Genomic DNA, 17,058 nt, shown 5'->3' on the forward strand with positions numbered 1-17,058 from the left:
GAAGCGGACCTTCTCGATGCGCCTGCCTGGCGGTTCCAGGCCCGTGTCGCTTCGCGTAATCGACGACGCGCCGCCACTCCGCGACCTCGTCGTCATCGGGATCGGGATCGACGAGACGGACGCCCCCCTCCGCGACCAGACGCTGGATCAATTCCTGCGCCTTCGCCCGTCGGGCACGAGCGATGGGCCGTTCACTGTCCGGTGTCGCACTGCGCTTGCGACGCGCTTCTTCGCGCCGCCCGCCTACTTTCGCTGACGCTGGAGGCCCAGCAGACACCTCCTGGGCGCGACCGCCCTCGAACGCTGGATCCTCGGGGTGACGGCCGTGCCGGAGGTAGAACTGGCCAGCCGCGGTGACCTCCGCATGGCCATGCCCGCCAGCCCTGCCGACCGTCAGAAGCCCACGGTCGCGCAGGGCATAGGCCGAGCGCCAGTCCCCCGGCAACCAGGTTCCAGGATCTTCACCGGCCGCGACGCGTTCGAGAAGAGCGCGCTGCCGTTCGTTCAGGGCGGACCGCCTGTGCGCAGACCCAGCCCACACCGCGCTCCCGCACGCTGCATAGAGCCGAAAGAGTGGCCCTCAGCCCGTGGCAACCGAGCACGGCAGAGCCGACCACTTCAGAGCGCCCCAGCCCCTCGGCAGTCACTCAACGTGCCTACGACAGGGAGGGCTCTTCGCCTCGTTGCCGCTGGCGACGTCGGCTTTCCCTGGGGAGAATCTTCCGAAAGAAGCATCTGTGCAGGTCAGCCGCAGGGATAGCTGCATCACCACAGGTCAGCGCCACCTCGTGGACAACTTCACGACGTACGTGCCCAGGTCGTCGGCCTCGACGATCCCGGGGACGGAGCCGCCCGCCCGGAGCGGTTCGATGTAGCGGGTCGCGCTGACTTCCCTCAGTATTTCCTCAGGCGACCTGCCCAATTGATCTTGCAATCCATGGTCGCGCGGATCCTCTGCCTCCCCAGCAGTCCGTTCGATGCCGTCCGCCCCCTGCTCTCGCCCCCGGGCCCACGGCATGAAGTGAGCATAGTAACCGAGGGTGATCGCCCGCGAGGAATGTCCGAGCCCGCGGTGCCACGCCTGGCAGCGCGCAGCGCCTCGCATCCACCGTGCAGGCGGTAGATGGTGCAGGCAGTGGATCAGCACGGCGCACTCTTCGATAACGTGAGGGTATGAGCCATCCGCACCCAGAACTGAAAGCCGCCCCGCCACTCCCTGAGGGAGGACTGAGGGTCACCGCCCTGGGCGGCCTGGGCGAAATCGGCCGGAACATGACCGTCTTCGAGCATGCCGGCAAGCTGCTGATCGTGGACTGCGGTGTGCTGTTCCCGGAAGAGAACCAGCCCGGCGTGGACGTGATCCTGCCCGACTTCACCTCCATCCGGGACCGCCTCGACGACATCGTCGCCATCGTCCTCACCCACGGCCACGAGGACCACATCGGCGGCGTGCCCTATCTGCTGCGGGAGCGGGCGGACATCCCCCTCGTCGGCTCGAAGCTCACCCTCGCCTTCATCGAGGCCAAGCTCAAGGAGCACGGCATCAGGCCCCGCTCGGTGCGCGTGCGTGAGGGCGACCGGCGCGGCTTCGGCCCCTTCGACTGCGAGTTCGTGGCCGTCAACCACTCCATCCCGGACAGCCTCGCGGTGGCCCTGCGCACCGGAGCCGGGATGGTGCTGCACACCGGTGACTTCAAGATGGACCAGTTCCCTCTGGACGACCGCATCACCGACCTGCGCGCCTTCGCCCGCCTCGGCGAGGAGGGCGTGGACCTGTTCCTCACCGACTCCACCAACGCCGAGGTCCCCGGCTTCACCACGTCCGAACGCGAACTGAACCCCGCGATCGAACAGGTGATGCGCACCGCACCGCGGCGGGTCATCGTCTCCAGCTTCGCCAGCCACGTGCACCGCATCCAGCAAGTCCTGGACGCCGCCCACCAGCACGGCCGCAAGGTGGCCTTCGTGGGCCGCTCCATGGTCCGCAACATGGGCATCGCCCGCGATCTGGGCTACCTCAAGGTCCCGCCCAACCTGCTCGTCAACACCAAGGAGCTGGAGAAGCTCCCCGCCCACCAGATCACCCTGGTGTGCACCGGATCCCAGGGCGAACCGATGGCCGCCCTGTCCCGGATGGCCAACCGCGACCACCCGATCCGCGTCGGCAAGGGCGACACCGTCCTGCTCGCCAGTTCCCTCATCCCCGGCAACGAGAACGCCATCTACCGGGTGATCAACGGCCTGACCCGGTGGGGCGCCAACGTCGTCCACAAGGGCAACGCGAAGGTGCACGTCTCCGGCCACGCCAGCGCCGGCGAACTCGTCTACTGCTACAACATCGTCAAACCCCGCAACGTCATGCCCGTGCACGGCGAGTTCCGTCACCTGCGGGCCAACGCCGACCTCGCCATCCGCACCGGCGTCGACCCCGACCGGGTCGTCATCGCCGAGGACGGGGTCGTCGTCGACCTCGTCGACGGCCGCGCCTCCATCACCGGCAAGGTGCCCGCGGGCAACGTCTACGTGGACGGCATGGAAGTCGGCGGCGCCACCGAGGCGTCCCTCAAGGACCGGGTCACCCTCGCCCAGGAGGGCGTCATCACGGTCGTGGCCATCGTCGACGCCGACACCGGTGGGCTGGCCGAGGCCCCCGATTTCCTGGCTCGCGGCTTCGTCCACGACGACGCCACCTTCGAGCCGGTGATCCCCGTCATCGAGAAGACGCTGGCGACCGCCGCCCAGGAAGGTGTCGGCGACGCCCACCAGCTCGAACAGCTCATCGCCCGCGCCGTGGCCAACTGGGCCTTCCGCACCCACCGCCGCAGGCCGCTGATCATCCCCGTCATCATCGACGCCTGACCGGGCCGCCACCCCGGCTCCCCGCTCCCGCACGGCGGCGGAACATGCCTCGCCACGTCGGCAACCGCCCCGTGCGTCCACGAATGTCAGAAAGGTGAACGGATGAGCCTGCGCTTGGAGGAGATCGACTGGCAACCGACACCGATGGGCGAGATCAGTCTGCGCCGACGGCGGCACCCGGTCTCGGGAGACGACGTGTACGAGGTGAAACTCGGCGACGAGTTCCTGATGTCCAGCCTCTTCACCACCGGCGAGATCGCGCTCACCGAACTCGCCCTGGCGGAACTGCCGGACACCGAACTGGACGTAGCCGTCGGCGGACTCGGACTCGGCTACACCGCCCAGGCGGCTCTGGACGATCCCCGGGTGCGCTCACTGACCGTGATCGACGCGCTCGCCGAGGTCATCGACTGGCACCGGCGGCACCTGGTGCCCCTCGGAGCCCGGCTCACGTCGGACGAACGCTGCCGCCTGGTCCACGGCGACTTCTTCGCGCTGGCCGCCGACCCCGGGGGCCTGGACCTCGACGAGCCGGGCCGCCGCTTCCACGCCATCCTGCTGGACGTCGACCACTCACCGCGCCATGTGCTCCACCCGCGTCACGCGGCGCTCTACGAGCCCGCAGGGCTCCGCGCTCTCGCCGCTCACCTCCACCCCGGCGGGGTGTTCGCCCTGTGGTCCAACGACCCGCCCGACGACCGGTTCGTCTCCGCGCTCACCGAGGTCTTCGCACGAGCGGCGGCCCATGTCGTCGCCTTCGACAACCCCCTGCAGGGCGGCACCTCGACCAACACCGTCTACCTGGCCGGCAAGGCACCGGACACGCCGTAGGAGAAACCCGGCGGGCGATGTCCCGTCCCCGCTCCGACCGGCGGAGCGGGGTCTCGTAGCGAACAGCGGTCACTTCGCGCGGCAGCGCACCGGCCACGGTGAATCAGGCAGACGTTCGGCCGCTTCGGCCGGGCGTCCGCCTGATCGGGTTGGGCAGCGGCAGATACCGCGCGTCCGCGCCGTCCGCTCCCGTCCACCTCAGCAGCAGATTCGTCTTGCCCGGCAGCGTCGGCGAGTCGAGGAGGCCGGCGATCTCCGGTACTTCGCCGTGGCGCGCCAACTGCCTGCGTACGGCGGGCCAGGGGTCGACCTCCGGGTGGTGTTCGGCCAGGGCCGCAGCGATCTCCAGGAGGTTGTTGACGAAGAGGCAGTAGACCAGCCGCTCCCAGCCCGCCTCGCGTGTCACGTCCGGGAGGAGCTTCACGCCCTCGGCGTCCCGGTAGACGGCCCGCACGGGCGTCCCTGAGGGGTCGCACGCGACGAGCGTGTTCTGCAGATGGGCCTCCAGGACGACACCGTGGCCGTGGAAGGCCGCGAGAGCCGGGGGTACGACCGCGCGCAGATACGCCTCCCACCAGGCCTCGGGGTCGGCGGCGTGGGCCAGCGGGTTGCCCGGGAAGGCCACGGTGTCCTCGGTGAGGGCGGCGGCGAGGAAGGGTGTCGTGCCGGGGGGAAGACGGCCGCGCAGACCGTCCCGCACCAGTACCGCCAGCTCCTCGAAGGCGAAGTCGGCGGTGCGGTAACCCCGGTCGCTCAGCCAGGCGCCCGGCGCCCCGGCGAAGGCCTCCGTGACCGCCCGGTCCGTACGGCGCAGCTTGAGCAGGTCGTGGCGCCACAGGCGGCGGATGTCGTTGGTGATCCGCACGTCCAGGCTGAACTTGAGGAAGAAATCGAAGCCGGCCGGGGCGCCTGCGGGCCCGTACCCGTGCCCGGTGCCGGACGGTGTCCCGGATGCGGTGCCGGACTCGGTCCCGGACGCGGCCTCGGGTACGTACACCGTGCGGATCGCCGCCGTCGGCCATACCTCGCCCGCCGTCGCGCCCAGGCGTACGAGGCGGCCGTCGGCGAACGCGTCCGCCAACCCCTCGCCCAGCAGGTTGAGTTGCCAGGGGTGGGCAGGAAGGAGCCGGTAGCCGGGCGGGGCCGAGCCGAGCGTGTCGAGGGCGGTGGTGTCACCCTCCTCGACCACCGCGTCCTCGCGAACACCGAGAAGGGTCAGCGGGAAGTGGGCGTACGCCTCGGGCGCGTACGGCAGCCAGCCGGCGACCGGGCCGCCGCCCCGGGCCTTGGGGGCGGGGTGGAACGGGTGGCCGGTGATCAGGGACTGCTCGGAGCGCCGGTACGGGCCCTCGGGCGCCGGCGTGTGGGCGCGCGCGGTGAGGAGGGCGGCCACGGCCTCGCGGCTGTCGAGCATCTCGGCGGGCAGTTCGGAGTTGGACAGGCCGGTGAGGGCGCGCAGTTCCTCGGCGGTGAGTTTGACGAGTTCGGTGTGGGTGAGCGGGTGCCAGCTGCCCGCCGTGCGCGTCTCGGGGCAGGTGGGGCGCCGGGTGCCGCGTACCCGCAGGAGGCGGCCGTCGGCCCTGAGACGGTGCACCACGGTCGCGCCCGACGACTCCACCGGCTCTCCCGCCTCCCGCAGCAGACAGTTGAGCAGCGGTGCGGCGGCGTGGGCGTCGGCGGCCGTACCGATGCTGTCGCGTGACGAATCGACGTCAGGTGACGCATCGACAACGCCGGGCGGGTCCGTGTCATCGCCGGGCGGGTCGGTGTCGTCGCGGGGCGGGTTGGCGTCGTCGCGGGGCGGGTTGGCGTCCACGGGGTCCATTCGTTCCATACGGTGCACTCGTGATCAGTATCTCTGCCCGTGACGCTTCGCCGTGAAGCGGTCGTGCGCCGTTCCGGCGGGAATCGGCCATGCTCCGTCCGTTCGGGTTCGGGGACCGGTCGCCTCGCGCCGCCTGTCGCGAAGCGGCCACGGAGCACCCCGTCGCGCTGCCGTCGTGCGTCGCGGCGGAGGCGGGCGGGCAGTGGTCGTACGCCGATGTCGATGCCGATGCGGGTCCCGTACCCGTACCCGCCCCCGCCCTGCCTCGCCCTCGCTCCTGGGCCCCCCGGCCCCGAACCTGATACCCGCGCCCACGCCACCCCGTCCCGCACCCGAGGAGCCCGTCCGTGGACCGTCACCCGTTGTCCGACGCCGAGGCGGCACTCGGCGCCGAACTGGGCGTCGTACGCCCCGATCTGACGCTGCCGTACACGACCGCGCTGCCCGGCGCCCGAGCGGCCGTGCTGTCCCGGCTGTGGCGGGGCCTCGTCCATGAGCCGCTGCCCTGGGTGATGCGCCGGGACGCGGCCGGGGGTGACGGGGTCACGCTCCACCTCGCCGACGGCCGCCGGCTGCACGGCCCGGCCGTGGACCCGTACGGCACCGCCGCTCAGGTCGAGGAGGTGTGGTTCGACGAGCGGTCCTACGATCGTCCGGCACGGCTCATGACCGCCCTGGCCGTTCCGCACAGCGCCGCCTTCGCCGCCGAACTCGACCACAGTGTGGCCTCGTTGGCGCTGTCCCGCGCCGGTCAGGCGGCGTCCGCCACACCCCCGGCCACCAGTTGGGAGTGGGAGCAGCTGATCGTCGACGGGCATCCCTTCCACCCCAACTGCCGTTCCCGGCCCGGCTTTTCGGCGAGCGACCAGCTCGCCTACGGGCCGGAGCACCGGCAGGTCGTACGGCTGGGGCTGGCGCCCGCCGACGACGCGCTGGTCGTCGGGGAGTGGCCGGCGGAGTTGCGGGACGGTGGGCGGGTGCTGGTGCCGGTGCATCCGTGGCAGGCGGCCCATGTCCTCAAGTGCCCTCCGGGGGAGGTGATCGAGGCCCATCCGCTGATGTCCCTGCGCACCCTCGCCCTCGCGGACGGCGGGCCGCACGTCAAGACCGCGCTGAGCGCCCGGCTGACCTCGTCGGTGCGGGACATCTCGGTCTACTCGATCGAGACGTCGGCGATCGTGTCGGACTTCATGGCGGACGTCGCCGCCCGCACCGACGGTCTGCTGCACGTGACGCGGACGCTGGGCGCGGTCACCGCCGGTTCGCCCGATCTGGCGGCGGTGCTGCGTGAGTCGCCGGAGACGTACGCGGACACGGCGACCGGCGAGCGGGTGCTGCCCGTGGCCGCGCTCGCGGCGACCGAGCTGCCCCGGTCGCCGTCCTGGCTGGCGGACTTCACCCGGCTCGCGCTCACGGTCTCTCTCCGGCTGCTCGATCTGGGCGTGGCCCTGGAGGCGCACGGTCAGAACCTCCTCGTGGTTCTGTCCCCGTCGGGTGCCCCCCGCCGTCTCGTCTACCGCGACCTCGCGGACATCCGGGTCAGCCCCGCCCGTCTCGCCCGGCACGGCATCCCCGCCCCGGCCATGACCGGACGCATCATCACGGACGACGAGACCACCCTGCGCCGCAAGCTGTTCGGCGCCCTGATCACGGGCTCGCTCGGCGCCACGGCCGGTTCGACACCCGTCCTGCGCGAGGCGCTCGCCACCGCCGTACGGGATCTGCCGCGCACCCCCGATCTCGGCACGTTGCTGGAGGGGCCCGTACCGACGAAGGCGTTGACGCTGATGCGACTTTCGCCGGAGCGGCCCGGCGACATCTGGGCGGAGGTGTCGAGTCCGTTTCGGTGAGCGGAGGGGTTCGAGGGGGTCCGGCGGCGAGCGACGGGTTCGGGGTCGGACTCGTTGTCCGCCCGGTGAACAGGTGGTCTCGTTTTGAAGCGGGACCCCTTGGATCAATAGGATCCGCCGATGATCACAAGACAACGGCTGACAGCAGGGGTGTTCGCCCTGCTCGCCGTCCTGACGGCCGGGATCGCGGTCCCGACCACGGCCGTCGCCGACGAGACCACGGCCACCGCGCCCAAGGTCAACCTCCTGCTGGACGTCAGCGGTTCGATGCGGGCCAAGGACATCGACGGCCAGTCCCGTATGGCCGCGGCGAAGCAGGCGTTCAACGAGGTACTGGACGCCACACCCGAGGAGGTCCAGCTCGGCATCCGCACCCTGGGCGCCAACTACCCCGGTGACGACCGGAAGACGGGCTGCAAGGACACCGCGCAGCTCTACCCGGTGGGGCCGCTGGACCGCACCGAGGCGAAGACCGCGGTGGCGACGCTCGCTCCGACCGGCTGGACCCCGATCGGCCCCGCGCTGCTGAAGGCGGCCGACGACCTGGAGGGCGGCGAGGGCACCAAACGCATCGTGCTGATCAGCGACGGCGAGGACACCTGCGCCCCGCTCGACCCGTGCGAGGTGGCCCGCGAGATCGCGGCGAAGGGCATCGGCCTGACCATCGACACGCTCGGCCTGGTCCCGAACGCCAAGATGCGGCTTCAGCTGAGCTGCATCGCCGAGGCGACCGGCGGCTCGTACACCTCGATCGAGCACCGCGACGAACTGACCGACCGTGTCAACCAGTTGGTCGACCGTGCCGCCGACCCGGTGGTCGTGCCGAAGGCCGTCGAGGGCGCCGGGGCGTGTGCGCAGGCGCCCAAGCTCACGTCGGGTCTGTACACCGACCGCGAGGAGTTCGGCCGGCAGCGCTGGTACCGCGTGGACGTCAAGCCGGGCCAGGAGCTGCGCGCGTCGGTGAGCGTCGCGGCCGACCGTGACGTCAACCCGGACTACGGCGTGCTGCTGCGCGCGGTGACCGGCGAGAACCGCGAGATCGTACGCGGCGAGGCGGCCGGCAACGGCCGTACCGACACCATCTCGACCGGTCTGCGCTACCCGAAGGCGGAGGCCCAGGACGAGGAGGACGAGGACGTCGCCGAGTCCGTGTGTCTGCAGGTGACCCACTCCTACTCGCCGGCGAGCGGCGTGAAGACCACGCCCGGTCTGCCGCTCGAAATCACCGTCGACGTCGTGGAAGGGCCCGACCGGGCGAGCGACGTGGCCTCGTTCGGCCTCGGCCGCGGCTGGTGGCTGCTCGGTGTGCTGGTGCTCGTCGGATTCCTGGCGGGTGTGCTGTGGGGCTGGCTGTCACGCTGGCGGCTCGCGGTCTGGAGGACCAACTGATGCGAATCACAGGCATGTTGCGTACAAGGACCAGTACAAAGAGAGCTACGAAGAGGGCACTGGCCCAGGTGATGACGGCCGGGCTCCTGCTGCTCGGCACCGCCGTCTCCCCCGCCGTCGCCGACTCCACCCCCTCCGCGAGCCCTTCGGAGGACGGTGACGCGCCCACGGAGGCCGGCACGTCCTTCCGTACGGCCACGGAGTTCGAGCAGGGCCAGACCGCCACGGCGAGCGCCTCGACCGGCGACTACCTGTACTGGTCGTTCCCTGCCGACGCCGGCCAACGGCCCACCGTACGGGCGAGCGTCAAGCTGCCCGAGGGGGCCGAGTCCTCCTCCACCTGGCAGATCGACGTGTACGACGGACTGCGGCGCCGCCAGGCCTGCCAGTACGGCGCGCAGACGCGGACCGCCGCCGCGGGGGCGGGCTCGGTCGAACTGTCCTGCACCTTGCGTACCGTCCGCGCCTGGTCGGAGCAGTGGGCCGACGACCCGCTGCCGGGCACGTACTACGTCCGCCTCACCACGACCCGGCTGGCCACGGCCGACCTGGGTCTGCCCGTCGACACCGAGGTCGAGGCCGAGTCCAAGGACATCGGCGGTGCCGCGGCCGTCGACGGCTCGCTGGCGCGGCCGTTGGTACCCGGCATCGCCGTCACCTCGTCCCAGGAGGACGACGAGGACTCGTCCACCGAGGCCGTGCTGTCCTCCCTCGAACCCGACGACGGCTGGGCCTCCGGCTGGTGGAGCGACCGCTGGGTCTGGACGGCGCTCGGCGCGGCGCTGGCGGCGCTGGCGGGCATCGGCGGCTACTCCCTGACCCGGGGTGCGGGCCGGCCGACCCGGGTGCCACCGCCGGGTGCCTGACCACTCGTCAAAGGCCCGCCGAACCATGCCGGTTCGGCGGGCCTTGCGCTGTCGGCCGCGCCCGCCTCGATCTCGTCCGCGGGTCCGGTGGGGGCTGGTCGCGCAGTTCCCCGCGCCCCTGAGAAGCAGGGGCTGCGCCCTGCTTCTCAGCCCGGCGGGCCGCTGCCTTTCAGGCCCGCCAAAACCCCGTTGCCCTCAGGCCCGAGGGCCACTGTCCTTCAGGGCCGAGGGCCGGGTCATCAGGCCCCCGGGTCTTCAGGCCCGAGGGTCTTCAGGGGCGCGGGCCGGGTCTTTCAGGGGCGCGGGGAACTGCGCGACCAGCCCCCACCGGACCCGCAGCCGACGATGAACCCACGTCCCCCATTCAGGCCTCCCGCAACTCCTTCGCGAGAGCGCCCTCCCCCACCACCTCAACCAGACCTTGCCGCACCGCCTCCCGCAGCCCCAACTCCCCCCGGCCGAGCGCACCGCAGGTGTCCGCGTCGAGCGACAGTCGTACATCCGCCTCCCCGGGCGCGGGCCCGTCCCCGTACACCGGCCCCTCCCCGGCGCCCACCCGCACGTGGAACTCCCCTTCCTCCAACCGGACTTCGACAAGCCCGGCACTCCCCGCGCTCCCACTCTCCAGCCCCCGCAACAACGGCAAGGCGAACCAGTGCGCCCGTACCGCATCCGTCGCCCGGCGCTCCCCGAGCGCACCCTCCCCCCACACCCCGAGTGCCTGCAGCACCGGCAGCAACTGTCGCCCCCGCGCGCTGAGTTCGTACACGTAGGCCGCCCCAGGCGGCGGCAGCCGGCGCCGCGTGGCCAGCCCGTCGCGCTCCATGTCCTTCAGTCGCGACGCGAGGACGTCCGTGCTGACTCCCGGCAGGTCCGCGTGCAGGTCCGTGTAGCGACGCGGCCCGGCCAGCAGTTCACGCACGATCAGCAGGGTCCAGCGGTCACCGACGAGGTCGAGCGCCCGCGCGGCGGAACAGTACTGGTCGTAGCTTCGACGAGGTGACATGGGACGCAGTCTAGACAAGTCATTGGACTTTCCAAGCGTCTACTTGGTAAAACCAAGCAACACAGTAAACCGGAGGGCGAGAGCGCATGGAGTTCCGGCAGTCGAGCAAGCTCAGCGAGGTCTGTTACGAGATCCGCGGCCCTGTGATCGAGCACGCCAACGCACTGGAGGAGGCTGGTCACAGCGTCCTGCGCCTCAACACCGGCAACCCCGCCCTCTTCGGTTTCGAGGCGCCGGAGGAGATCCTCCAGGACATGATCCGGATGCTCCCGCAGGCCCACGGCTACACGGACTCGCGCGGCATCCTCTCGGCCCGCCGCGCGGTCGCCCAGCGCTACCAGGAGCGGGGCCTCGAAGTCGACGTGGACGACGTCTTCCTCGGCAACGGCGTCTCCGAGCTGGTCTCCATGGCCGTACAGGCACTCATCGAGGACGGCGACGAGATCCTGATCCCCGCCCCCGACTTCCCCCTGTGGACGGCGGTGACCACCCTCGCCGGCGGCAAGGCGGTCCACTACCTCTGCGACGAGCAGGCCGACTGGTACCCGGACCTCGACGACATGGCGTCGAAGATCACCGACCGCACCAGGGCCGTCCTCATCATCAACCCGAACAACCCCACCGGCGCGGTCTACCCCAAGGAGATCATCGAGGGCATCCTCGACCTCGCCCGCCGCCACGGCCTGATGGTCTTCGCCGACGAGATCTACGACCAGATCCTGTACGACGACGCCGTCCACCACTCGGCCGCCGCGCTCGCCCCCGACCTGGTCGTCCTCACCTTCTGCGGCCTGTCCAAGACGTACCGCGTCGCGGGCTTCCGCTCCGGCTGGCTGGTCGTCACCGGCCCCAAGCAGCACGCCCGCAACTACCTGGAGGGGCTGACGATGCTGGCCTCCATGCGGCTGTGTGCCAACGCGCCCGCCCAGTACGCCATCCAGGCCGCGCTCGGCGGCCGCCAGTCCATCACCGACCTCACCACCCCGGGCGGCCGCCTGTACGAACAGCGCGACGTGGCGTGGGAGAAGCTCAACGAGATCCCCGGCGTCTCCTGCGTGAAGCCCAAGGGCGCCCTCTACGCCTTTCCCCGGCTCGACCCCAAGGTCCACAGGATCCACGACGACGAGAAATTCGTCCTGGACCTGCTCCTGCGGGAGAAGATCCAGGTCGTCCAGGGCACCGGATTCAACTGGCCCACCCCCGACCACTTCCGCATTCTCACCCTCCCCCACGCCGACGACCTGGACGCGGCGATCAGCCGGATCGGCCGGTTCCTGAGCGGGTACCGGCAGTAGGGGGCGGGGCTGTCAGGGAGCAGGGCTGTCAGGGAGCAGGGCTGTCAGGGGCGTCCCCTGGCTGGGCCTTGCGGGCGAGCAGCTGAACCTCCTGGAACTGCCTCCGGTCGGTGGGCTGAGGCTCCCGAACCAGCCGGGCCACCTCCGTCAGCCCGAACCCGCGCAGCAGCGCGGCGAGGTGATCGGGCCACCACCGATAGGCCGGCACGACGACGTGATCGAAGACCTGCGTCGGGTGAGCCGGATCATCGGTCGCCGAGAAGCCGACCAGAAGGTGGCCGCCAGGAGCCAGCACGCGATGGAACTCCGCCAGGATGACGGGGAGTTCCGGCGGCGGAGTGTGGATGATCGACCAACGTGAGAGTACGCCGCCCAGCGCTCCGTCGGCGATGTCCAACGCGGCCATCGAGCCCACGTCGAACCGCAGGCCCGGATAGGCCTGCCGGGCCAACTCGACCATGGTGGGAGAGGCGTCGACACCGAACGCCGTCAGCCCCAACTCACCGAGATGAGCGGTGATATGGCCGGGCCCGCACCCCAGGTCCGCGACCCGACCGTCCCCACGCGCACGGGCGACCTCGGCGAAGGCGCCCAGGATCGCGCGGTCCAGGGGACTGTCACGCAGCGTGTCGCGGAACAGCTGCGCATAGGTGGAGGCGGCAGCGTCGTAGGCCTCGCGGGTGGCGCCGAGGGCATCGTGTTCGACCATGCTCGCGACAGTAGTTCCCGACTCCGAGGCGAGCGGAGAGAATCACGATCCTCGCTCCCGCCCGGAGGTGAAGCGGCCCCGGGGCGAGTGGGTAGACCTCCCCCATGACTGACCGACCGCTGCTCCTCCTCGATGTCGACGGCCCTCTGAACCCCTTCGGCGCCCGGTGGTGTCGTCCGCGCGGCTATGTGACCCGCCGGGTGCACCCCGCGAACTGGTCCTCACGGCAGACACCGGGGTCCCGGCGGCTGCGCCGGGGCCTGCGGATCCGGCTCAATCCGGCGCACGGGAAGCGACTGCTCGCGCTGCCGTACGAGTTGGCGTGGGCGACGACCTGGATGCACGAGGCCAACGAGATGATCGGGCCGGTGATCGGGCTGCCGCGCGATCTGCCGGTCATCGAGTTCGACAACCTCTTCGCCACGGATGCGGACGGGCTGTACTGGAAGACCCGGCGGGTTGTGGAGTGGGCGGCGGGACGACCGTTCGTCTGGGTCGACGACATGATCACCGACCTCGACGTACGGCACGTGGCCGAGCACCACGGCACTCCGGCACTGCTGCTGCGGATCGATCCGCGCCGGGGGCTGCGGGAGGAGGAGTTCACGGAGTTGGAGCGGTGGGCTCGTGCCCTGTGAGGCATGGACGTCGTCGGTGCGGCGGCCTCGTAGCCTTGAGGCATGGGTGATCTTCTTCTTGTGCGGCACGGTGAGACCGAGTGGTCGGTGTCCGGGCAGCACACCAGCTGGACCGACATCTCACTGACGGACCACGGCCGTGAGCAGGCGAGCGGCCTCGCCCCGCTGCTCGGCTCGCACCGCGTCGGCGCCGTCTTCGTGAGCCCCCTGAAGCGGGCCCGGGAGACCGCGGAGCTGGCCGGGCTCAACGGGGCGCGCGTCGACGCGGATCTCGTCGAGTGGGACTACGGCGGGTACGAGGGGGTCACGACCGTCGAGATCCATCGCACCCGGCCGGACTGGTTCCTGTTCACGGACGGGGTCGCGCCCGGACCGCCGGAGCACCCCGGGGAGAACCCGGAGGAGGTCGGGGCGCGCGCCGACCGGATGCTGGCGAAGGCGCACGCGGCGCTGGGGAACACCGAGGGGAGTGTGGTGCTCGTGGCGCACGGGCACTTCCTGCGCGTCCTCACGGCCCGCTATCTCGGGCTGCCCGCCTCCGGCGGCGCGCTGTTCCAGCTGGCCACGGGCACGGTCTGCCGACTCGGCACGGAGCACGGGCGTCCGGTCGTCGCGGGGTGGAATGTCAGACCCGCCTCGTAGTCTTCGAGTGGGGTGATCCACGTCCGGCTCGGGTGAGGGAGGATGCCGTGACACGACCGCCGACCGCCGCCCAGCGGCGGATCATCGACGCCGCCGAGCCGGTGACCGGGCGGCTGACGGGTACGGAGACGCAGCTCGCGGCGCTGGTGAAGCGGGGGCTGGCCTTCCGGCATCCGCGCCCGCCGCACGGCCACTTCCTCACACCGGCCGGGCATCGCATACGGGACACGGCACCAGCCGAGGTCGCGGAGGCGGCTCCGAAGGACGACGCCCCCGCCGGGAGCGGTGTCTTCGCCGCGCGGGTCGGCGGTGAGGAGGCAGCCGCCACCGGGCCGGCGCGCACCCGTGAGGTGCACAGCGCCTGGCAGGGGCTCCTGGAGCTGCGCCGGATGACCAATCCGGACGGCGCCACGGACCGCCCGTGCGGCTGGGAGCGCACGCATCTGGTGCAGGCCGCCGCGCTGGCACTGGAAGCCGCGCGCCATCGACCTGCGGGTTCGGAGCCGGCGGGCATGGACACGACGGGTGCGAACGCGGCAGGAGTGAAGGCGACGGGTGCGAACGCGACGGGTGCGAACGCGACGGGTACGGACACGGTGAGAGTGAAGGCGGCGGGTGCGGACCCGGCCGGCGCGAACACCGCGGGCGTGAACGCGGCGCGGGCAGGGCGCGGTTACCGCGTGCGGGCCACTCCCCAGCCGGAGGCCGTCTCCGTACGGGAGCCCGACGCTGAGGCGCTGGGGGCCTGTGCGGCGACTCTGGAGAGGGTCGGCTGGCAGGTGAGCGAGCACACCGATCCCCGTACGCGGGAGCGGTATCTGCTGGCCTCACCGAGGCGGGCCTAGCTGCTGAGCAAGCGCTCAGTAAGCTGGTGTGCGTTCCGTTCGCCTCAGTTAGGGGGAAGCCATGGCCGAGCCGTTTTCCGTCGCGGTGACCGTGCGCGGGTACGAGACCGACGTGCAGGGGCACCTGAACCAGAGCGTGTATCTCCAGTACGGAGAGCACGCCCGGTGGTCGCTGTTGCGGGCCGCCGGGATACGTCAGGCCGACCTGATGGCGAAGGGGATCGGGCCCGTGGCGCTGGAGTCGACGATCAGATACCGGCGGGAGCTGCTGGCCGGCGACGAGGTCGAGGTGACGTGTCTCTTCGTGTGGGGTGAGGGAAAGACGTTCCGCGTCGAGCAGACCGTACGCAGGACGGACGGCACCGTCGCGGCCGAGATCACCGGCGTGGGCGGGCTGATGGACCTGAAGATCCGCAAGCTGGTGGCCGACCCTCGTGAACACTTCCGGGCACTGGCCTCGGACCCCACACTGTTCGGACTGTGAGGGCGGCCGCACCGGGCCCCCGCGGTCCGGACCGTGGGCACGCGCCCACGGTCCGGAGAGCCGGATGAGCCACGACCGGCAGTCGCTCAGCCCAGCGGGTTGAGCAGCTCCGGGTCGTTCTCGAAGGCGAAGAGCAGCAGGTCCGTCATCGTGAACCTGCCCTTCCGGTGGGACGGGAGGGTCGGACGCCAGCCCGGATGCTTCACGATCGACCTCCGGCTGCCCTCGATCGCGCGGTGGAAGACCTCGGCGACGAGGGTGCCGCCGACGCCGGTGAGGCTGCCGGGGCGGGCTTCGTTCACCTCGGCCTCGCGCAGGACGTAGAACCACAGCGGGGTGTGCTCCACGACCTGGGCACGCTCGGTGTCGGAGAGGCCTTCCAGGACGGCGCCGCCGTTGCCCCGCAGGATCTGGTCCTCCGTCAGCGGCTTGAAGCCCATCTGGGCGGCCAGTTGCGGCCCGGTGGCCAGCTCGACCATCGCGGCCCGCGTGAGGTTGCGGAACGCGAGGTTGCGCTGGATCGGCGGCGGGGCCGGGCGGCCACGACCGCCGAAGGTGCCGGTGGGCAGCGTGGCCAGCGGGTCGACGAGGAGCGTGTCGAGGCGCTTGGCCACGTTGAACTCGCTCTCGGGCACGACCAGGTCGTCCCGGCCGATCTCGCCGAAGTCGAACAGCCGGCGGAAGTCGACGATCCAGTTGCTCGGCAGCCGCAGGTTCTCCCCCGCGTTCGGGTCGTCGAGGTCGCTCAGGTCGTTCGGGCCCGGCGTGAGGTTGCCCGCCGTGCCGCTGAACCGGAACAGCAGGCCGAGCGAGGCGATCGGGCCGGGTCCGCCCGCACGGAACACGCTGTTCCACTGGTAGGCCCCGCGCACCATGCTGTGGCCGAGCCGGTAGGCGGCGACCGAGAACTCGATGGGCATCGTCGGCAGGTCGCCGGGGCGGGTGTACCCGGGCCGCTCGAAGTGCCTGCGCCCTCGGGTGAAGACGCGCTCGACGATGTCCGGGTCGACGATGCGCGGCAGGAAGTCGGTGCGCAGCACCCACTGGTAGTGCTTCACGACGATGTCCCGAGCCGCCTGGAACAGCCGGTGCTCGGGCACTCCGCGCTCGGCGAGGAGGTCGACGACGCGGTTGTGGAAGCGGATGAACGCCAGGTGGAGCTGGCCGACGGCCAGGTTCTCGTCGTTGCGCGCGTCCGGGATGAGCGGGGCGCGCTTGTCCGCCCGGGTGCCGCCGGCCGCCTCGCCGGCCCTCGGCAGGTCGAAGCCCTCGTGGTCGATGTTGGACGACGACTCGGGCGGGAAGCCCACCCCGAGCGTGGTGCCCATTTTGAGGCGGCCGTCGGACTCGTAGAAGCGGGCGCTGCCGGCGTGGTGCGGGCCCAGACCGTAGAGCGAGTCCAGGTCGAGGGCGGGGCTGCGGCCCTGCACCAGATCCTCGACCGGGACGGGTTCACCCAGCCCCACCTGGGTGCGGTCCAGGGTCAGGTCGTGGTCGACGAACTGCCCGAGGTACGTGAAGCCCGCCGGGATCGATGTCCCCGGCTCTCCCGAGTCGGGGTCGGTGCCGCCCGTGCCGGTGGTCATGGCCTCGGCCAGCTTGCCGCGCAGCGCCTCGTCGAGCTGGACTCCCTTCTCCCCGAACCGGGAGAAGCGGAAGGCCATCTGCTGTTCGATCGCGCTCGGTACGCGCGCGACCGCGTCCCCCTTCTCGAACTCCAGGATCCGGCCCTCGTTGACGACGTAGTAGGTCTCGCGATGGTGTCGATGCACCATGAATGTCCCCGTTCTGTCCCCCTGCTCCGCGAACGGTCACAACC

At 71.2% G+C, this 17,058-nt stretch carries 15 protein-coding genes; 10 read left to right on the forward strand and 5 right to left on the reverse strand.

The features are described from left to right. Positions 1–775 precede the first annotated feature (775 nt). Positions 776–922 (reverse strand): hypothetical protein, encoded by a 147-nt coding sequence (locus OG622_RS11365; RefSeq protein WP_371584470.1) that lies wholly within the window; start codon positions 920–922, stop codon positions 776–778. Positions 923–1,173: 251 nt separating this feature from the next. On the opposite strand from OG622_RS11365, the gene OG622_RS11370 reads away from it, so the two are divergent. Together OG622_RS11370 and OG622_RS11375 are read left to right on the forward strand one after the other, a co-directional pair. Beyond that, positions 1,174–2,859, forward strand: coding sequence for a ribonuclease J (locus OG622_RS11370; protein WP_371575412.1), 1,686 nt, complete (start codon positions 1,174–1,176; stop codon positions 2,857–2,859). 102 nt (positions 2,860–2,961) lie between these two features. Beyond that, on the forward strand, positions 2,962–3,690 hold the full coding sequence (locus OG622_RS11375) for a spermidine synthase (RefSeq protein WP_371575414.1): 729 nt from the start codon (positions 2,962–2,964) through the stop codon (positions 3,688–3,690). 103 nt (positions 3,691–3,793) lie between these two features. On the opposite strand, the gene OG622_RS11380 is transcribed toward OG622_RS11375, so the two are convergent. Then, complete coding sequence (locus tag OG622_RS11380; RefSeq protein ID WP_371584069.1) at positions 3,794–5,515, reverse strand: IucA/IucC family siderophore biosynthesis protein; 1,722 nt, start codon at positions 5,513–5,515, stop codon at positions 3,794–3,796. 347 nt (positions 5,516–5,862) lie between these two features. Here OG622_RS11380 and OG622_RS11385 point away from each other — a divergent pair, with 347 nt between their 5' ends. From OG622_RS11385 to OG622_RS11395, 3 genes are all read left to right on the forward strand, one after another. Then, positions 5,863–7,365: an IucA/IucC family protein gene (locus tag OG622_RS11385; RefSeq protein WP_371575415.1), complete on the forward strand. Its 1,503-nt coding sequence runs from the start codon at positions 5,863–5,865 to the stop codon at positions 7,363–7,365. A 120-nt stretch (positions 7,366–7,485) separates the two neighbouring features. Beyond that, complete coding sequence (locus OG622_RS11390; protein ID WP_371575417.1) at positions 7,486–8,754, forward strand: VWA domain-containing protein; 1,269 nt, start codon at positions 7,486–7,488, stop codon at positions 8,752–8,754. Between the two features lie 71 nt (positions 8,755–8,825). Beyond that, complete coding sequence (locus OG622_RS11395) at positions 8,826–9,620, forward strand: hypothetical protein (protein WP_371575419.1); 795 nt, start codon at positions 8,826–8,828, stop codon at positions 9,618–9,620. Positions 9,621–9,984: 364 nt separating this feature from the next. Here OG622_RS11395 and OG622_RS11400 read toward each other — a convergent pair whose 3' ends face one another. Beyond that, positions 9,985–10,626, reverse strand: coding sequence for a winged helix-turn-helix transcriptional regulator (locus OG622_RS11400; RefSeq protein ID WP_371575420.1), 642 nt, complete (start codon positions 10,624–10,626; stop codon positions 9,985–9,987). A gap of 86 nt (positions 10,627–10,712) precedes the next feature. On the opposite strand from OG622_RS11400, the gene OG622_RS11405 reads away from it, so the two are divergent. After that, complete coding sequence (locus tag OG622_RS11405) at positions 10,713–11,921, forward strand: pyridoxal phosphate-dependent aminotransferase (RefSeq protein ID WP_371575422.1); 1,209 nt, start codon at positions 10,713–10,715, stop codon at positions 11,919–11,921. A 28-nt stretch (positions 11,922–11,949) separates the two neighbouring features. On the opposite strand, the gene OG622_RS11410 is transcribed toward OG622_RS11405, so the two are convergent. Continuing rightward, complete coding sequence (locus OG622_RS11410) at positions 11,950–12,630, reverse strand: class I SAM-dependent methyltransferase (RefSeq protein ID WP_371575424.1); 681 nt, start codon at positions 12,628–12,630, stop codon at positions 11,950–11,952. A gap of 104 nt (positions 12,631–12,734) precedes the next feature. Between OG622_RS11410 and OG622_RS11415 the strand changes: the two genes are divergently transcribed. The 4 genes from OG622_RS11415 to OG622_RS11430 all read left to right on the forward strand — a co-directional run bounded on the left by OG622_RS11415 (position 12,735) and on the right by OG622_RS11430 (position 15,239). Then, positions 12,735–13,268 carry an HAD domain-containing protein gene (locus OG622_RS11415; RefSeq protein ID WP_371575426.1) on the forward strand — a complete coding sequence of 178 codons (534 nt, stop codon included), beginning with the start codon at positions 12,735–12,737 and terminating at the stop codon, positions 13,266–13,268. A gap of 42 nt (positions 13,269–13,310) precedes the next feature. Next, positions 13,311–13,910, forward strand: a complete 600-nt coding sequence (locus OG622_RS11420) for a histidine phosphatase family protein (RefSeq protein WP_371575427.1) — start codon at positions 13,311–13,313, stop codon at positions 13,908–13,910. 47 nt (positions 13,911–13,957) lie between these two features. Beyond that, positions 13,958–14,755: a hypothetical protein gene (locus OG622_RS11425; RefSeq protein WP_371575429.1), complete on the forward strand. Its 798-nt coding sequence runs from the start codon at positions 13,958–13,960 to the stop codon at positions 14,753–14,755. 61 nt (positions 14,756–14,816) lie between these two features. Next, complete coding sequence (locus OG622_RS11430) at positions 14,817–15,239, forward strand: acyl-CoA thioesterase (protein ID WP_371575431.1); 423 nt, start codon at positions 14,817–14,819, stop codon at positions 15,237–15,239. Positions 15,240–15,325: 86 nt separating this feature from the next. Here the strand turns inward: OG622_RS11430 and OG622_RS11435 are convergent, their stop codons facing one another. Next, entirely contained in the window at positions 15,326–17,014 is a 1,689-nt protein-coding gene (locus OG622_RS11435; protein WP_371575433.1) for a heme peroxidase family protein, read from the reverse strand. Positions 17,015–17,058 lie beyond the last annotated feature (44 nt).

Origin of the sequence: Streptomyces sp. NBC_01314 (assembly GCF_041435215.1) — a bacterium.
Taxonomy (GTDB): domain Bacteria; phylum Actinomycetota; class Actinomycetes; order Streptomycetales; family Streptomycetaceae; genus Streptomyces.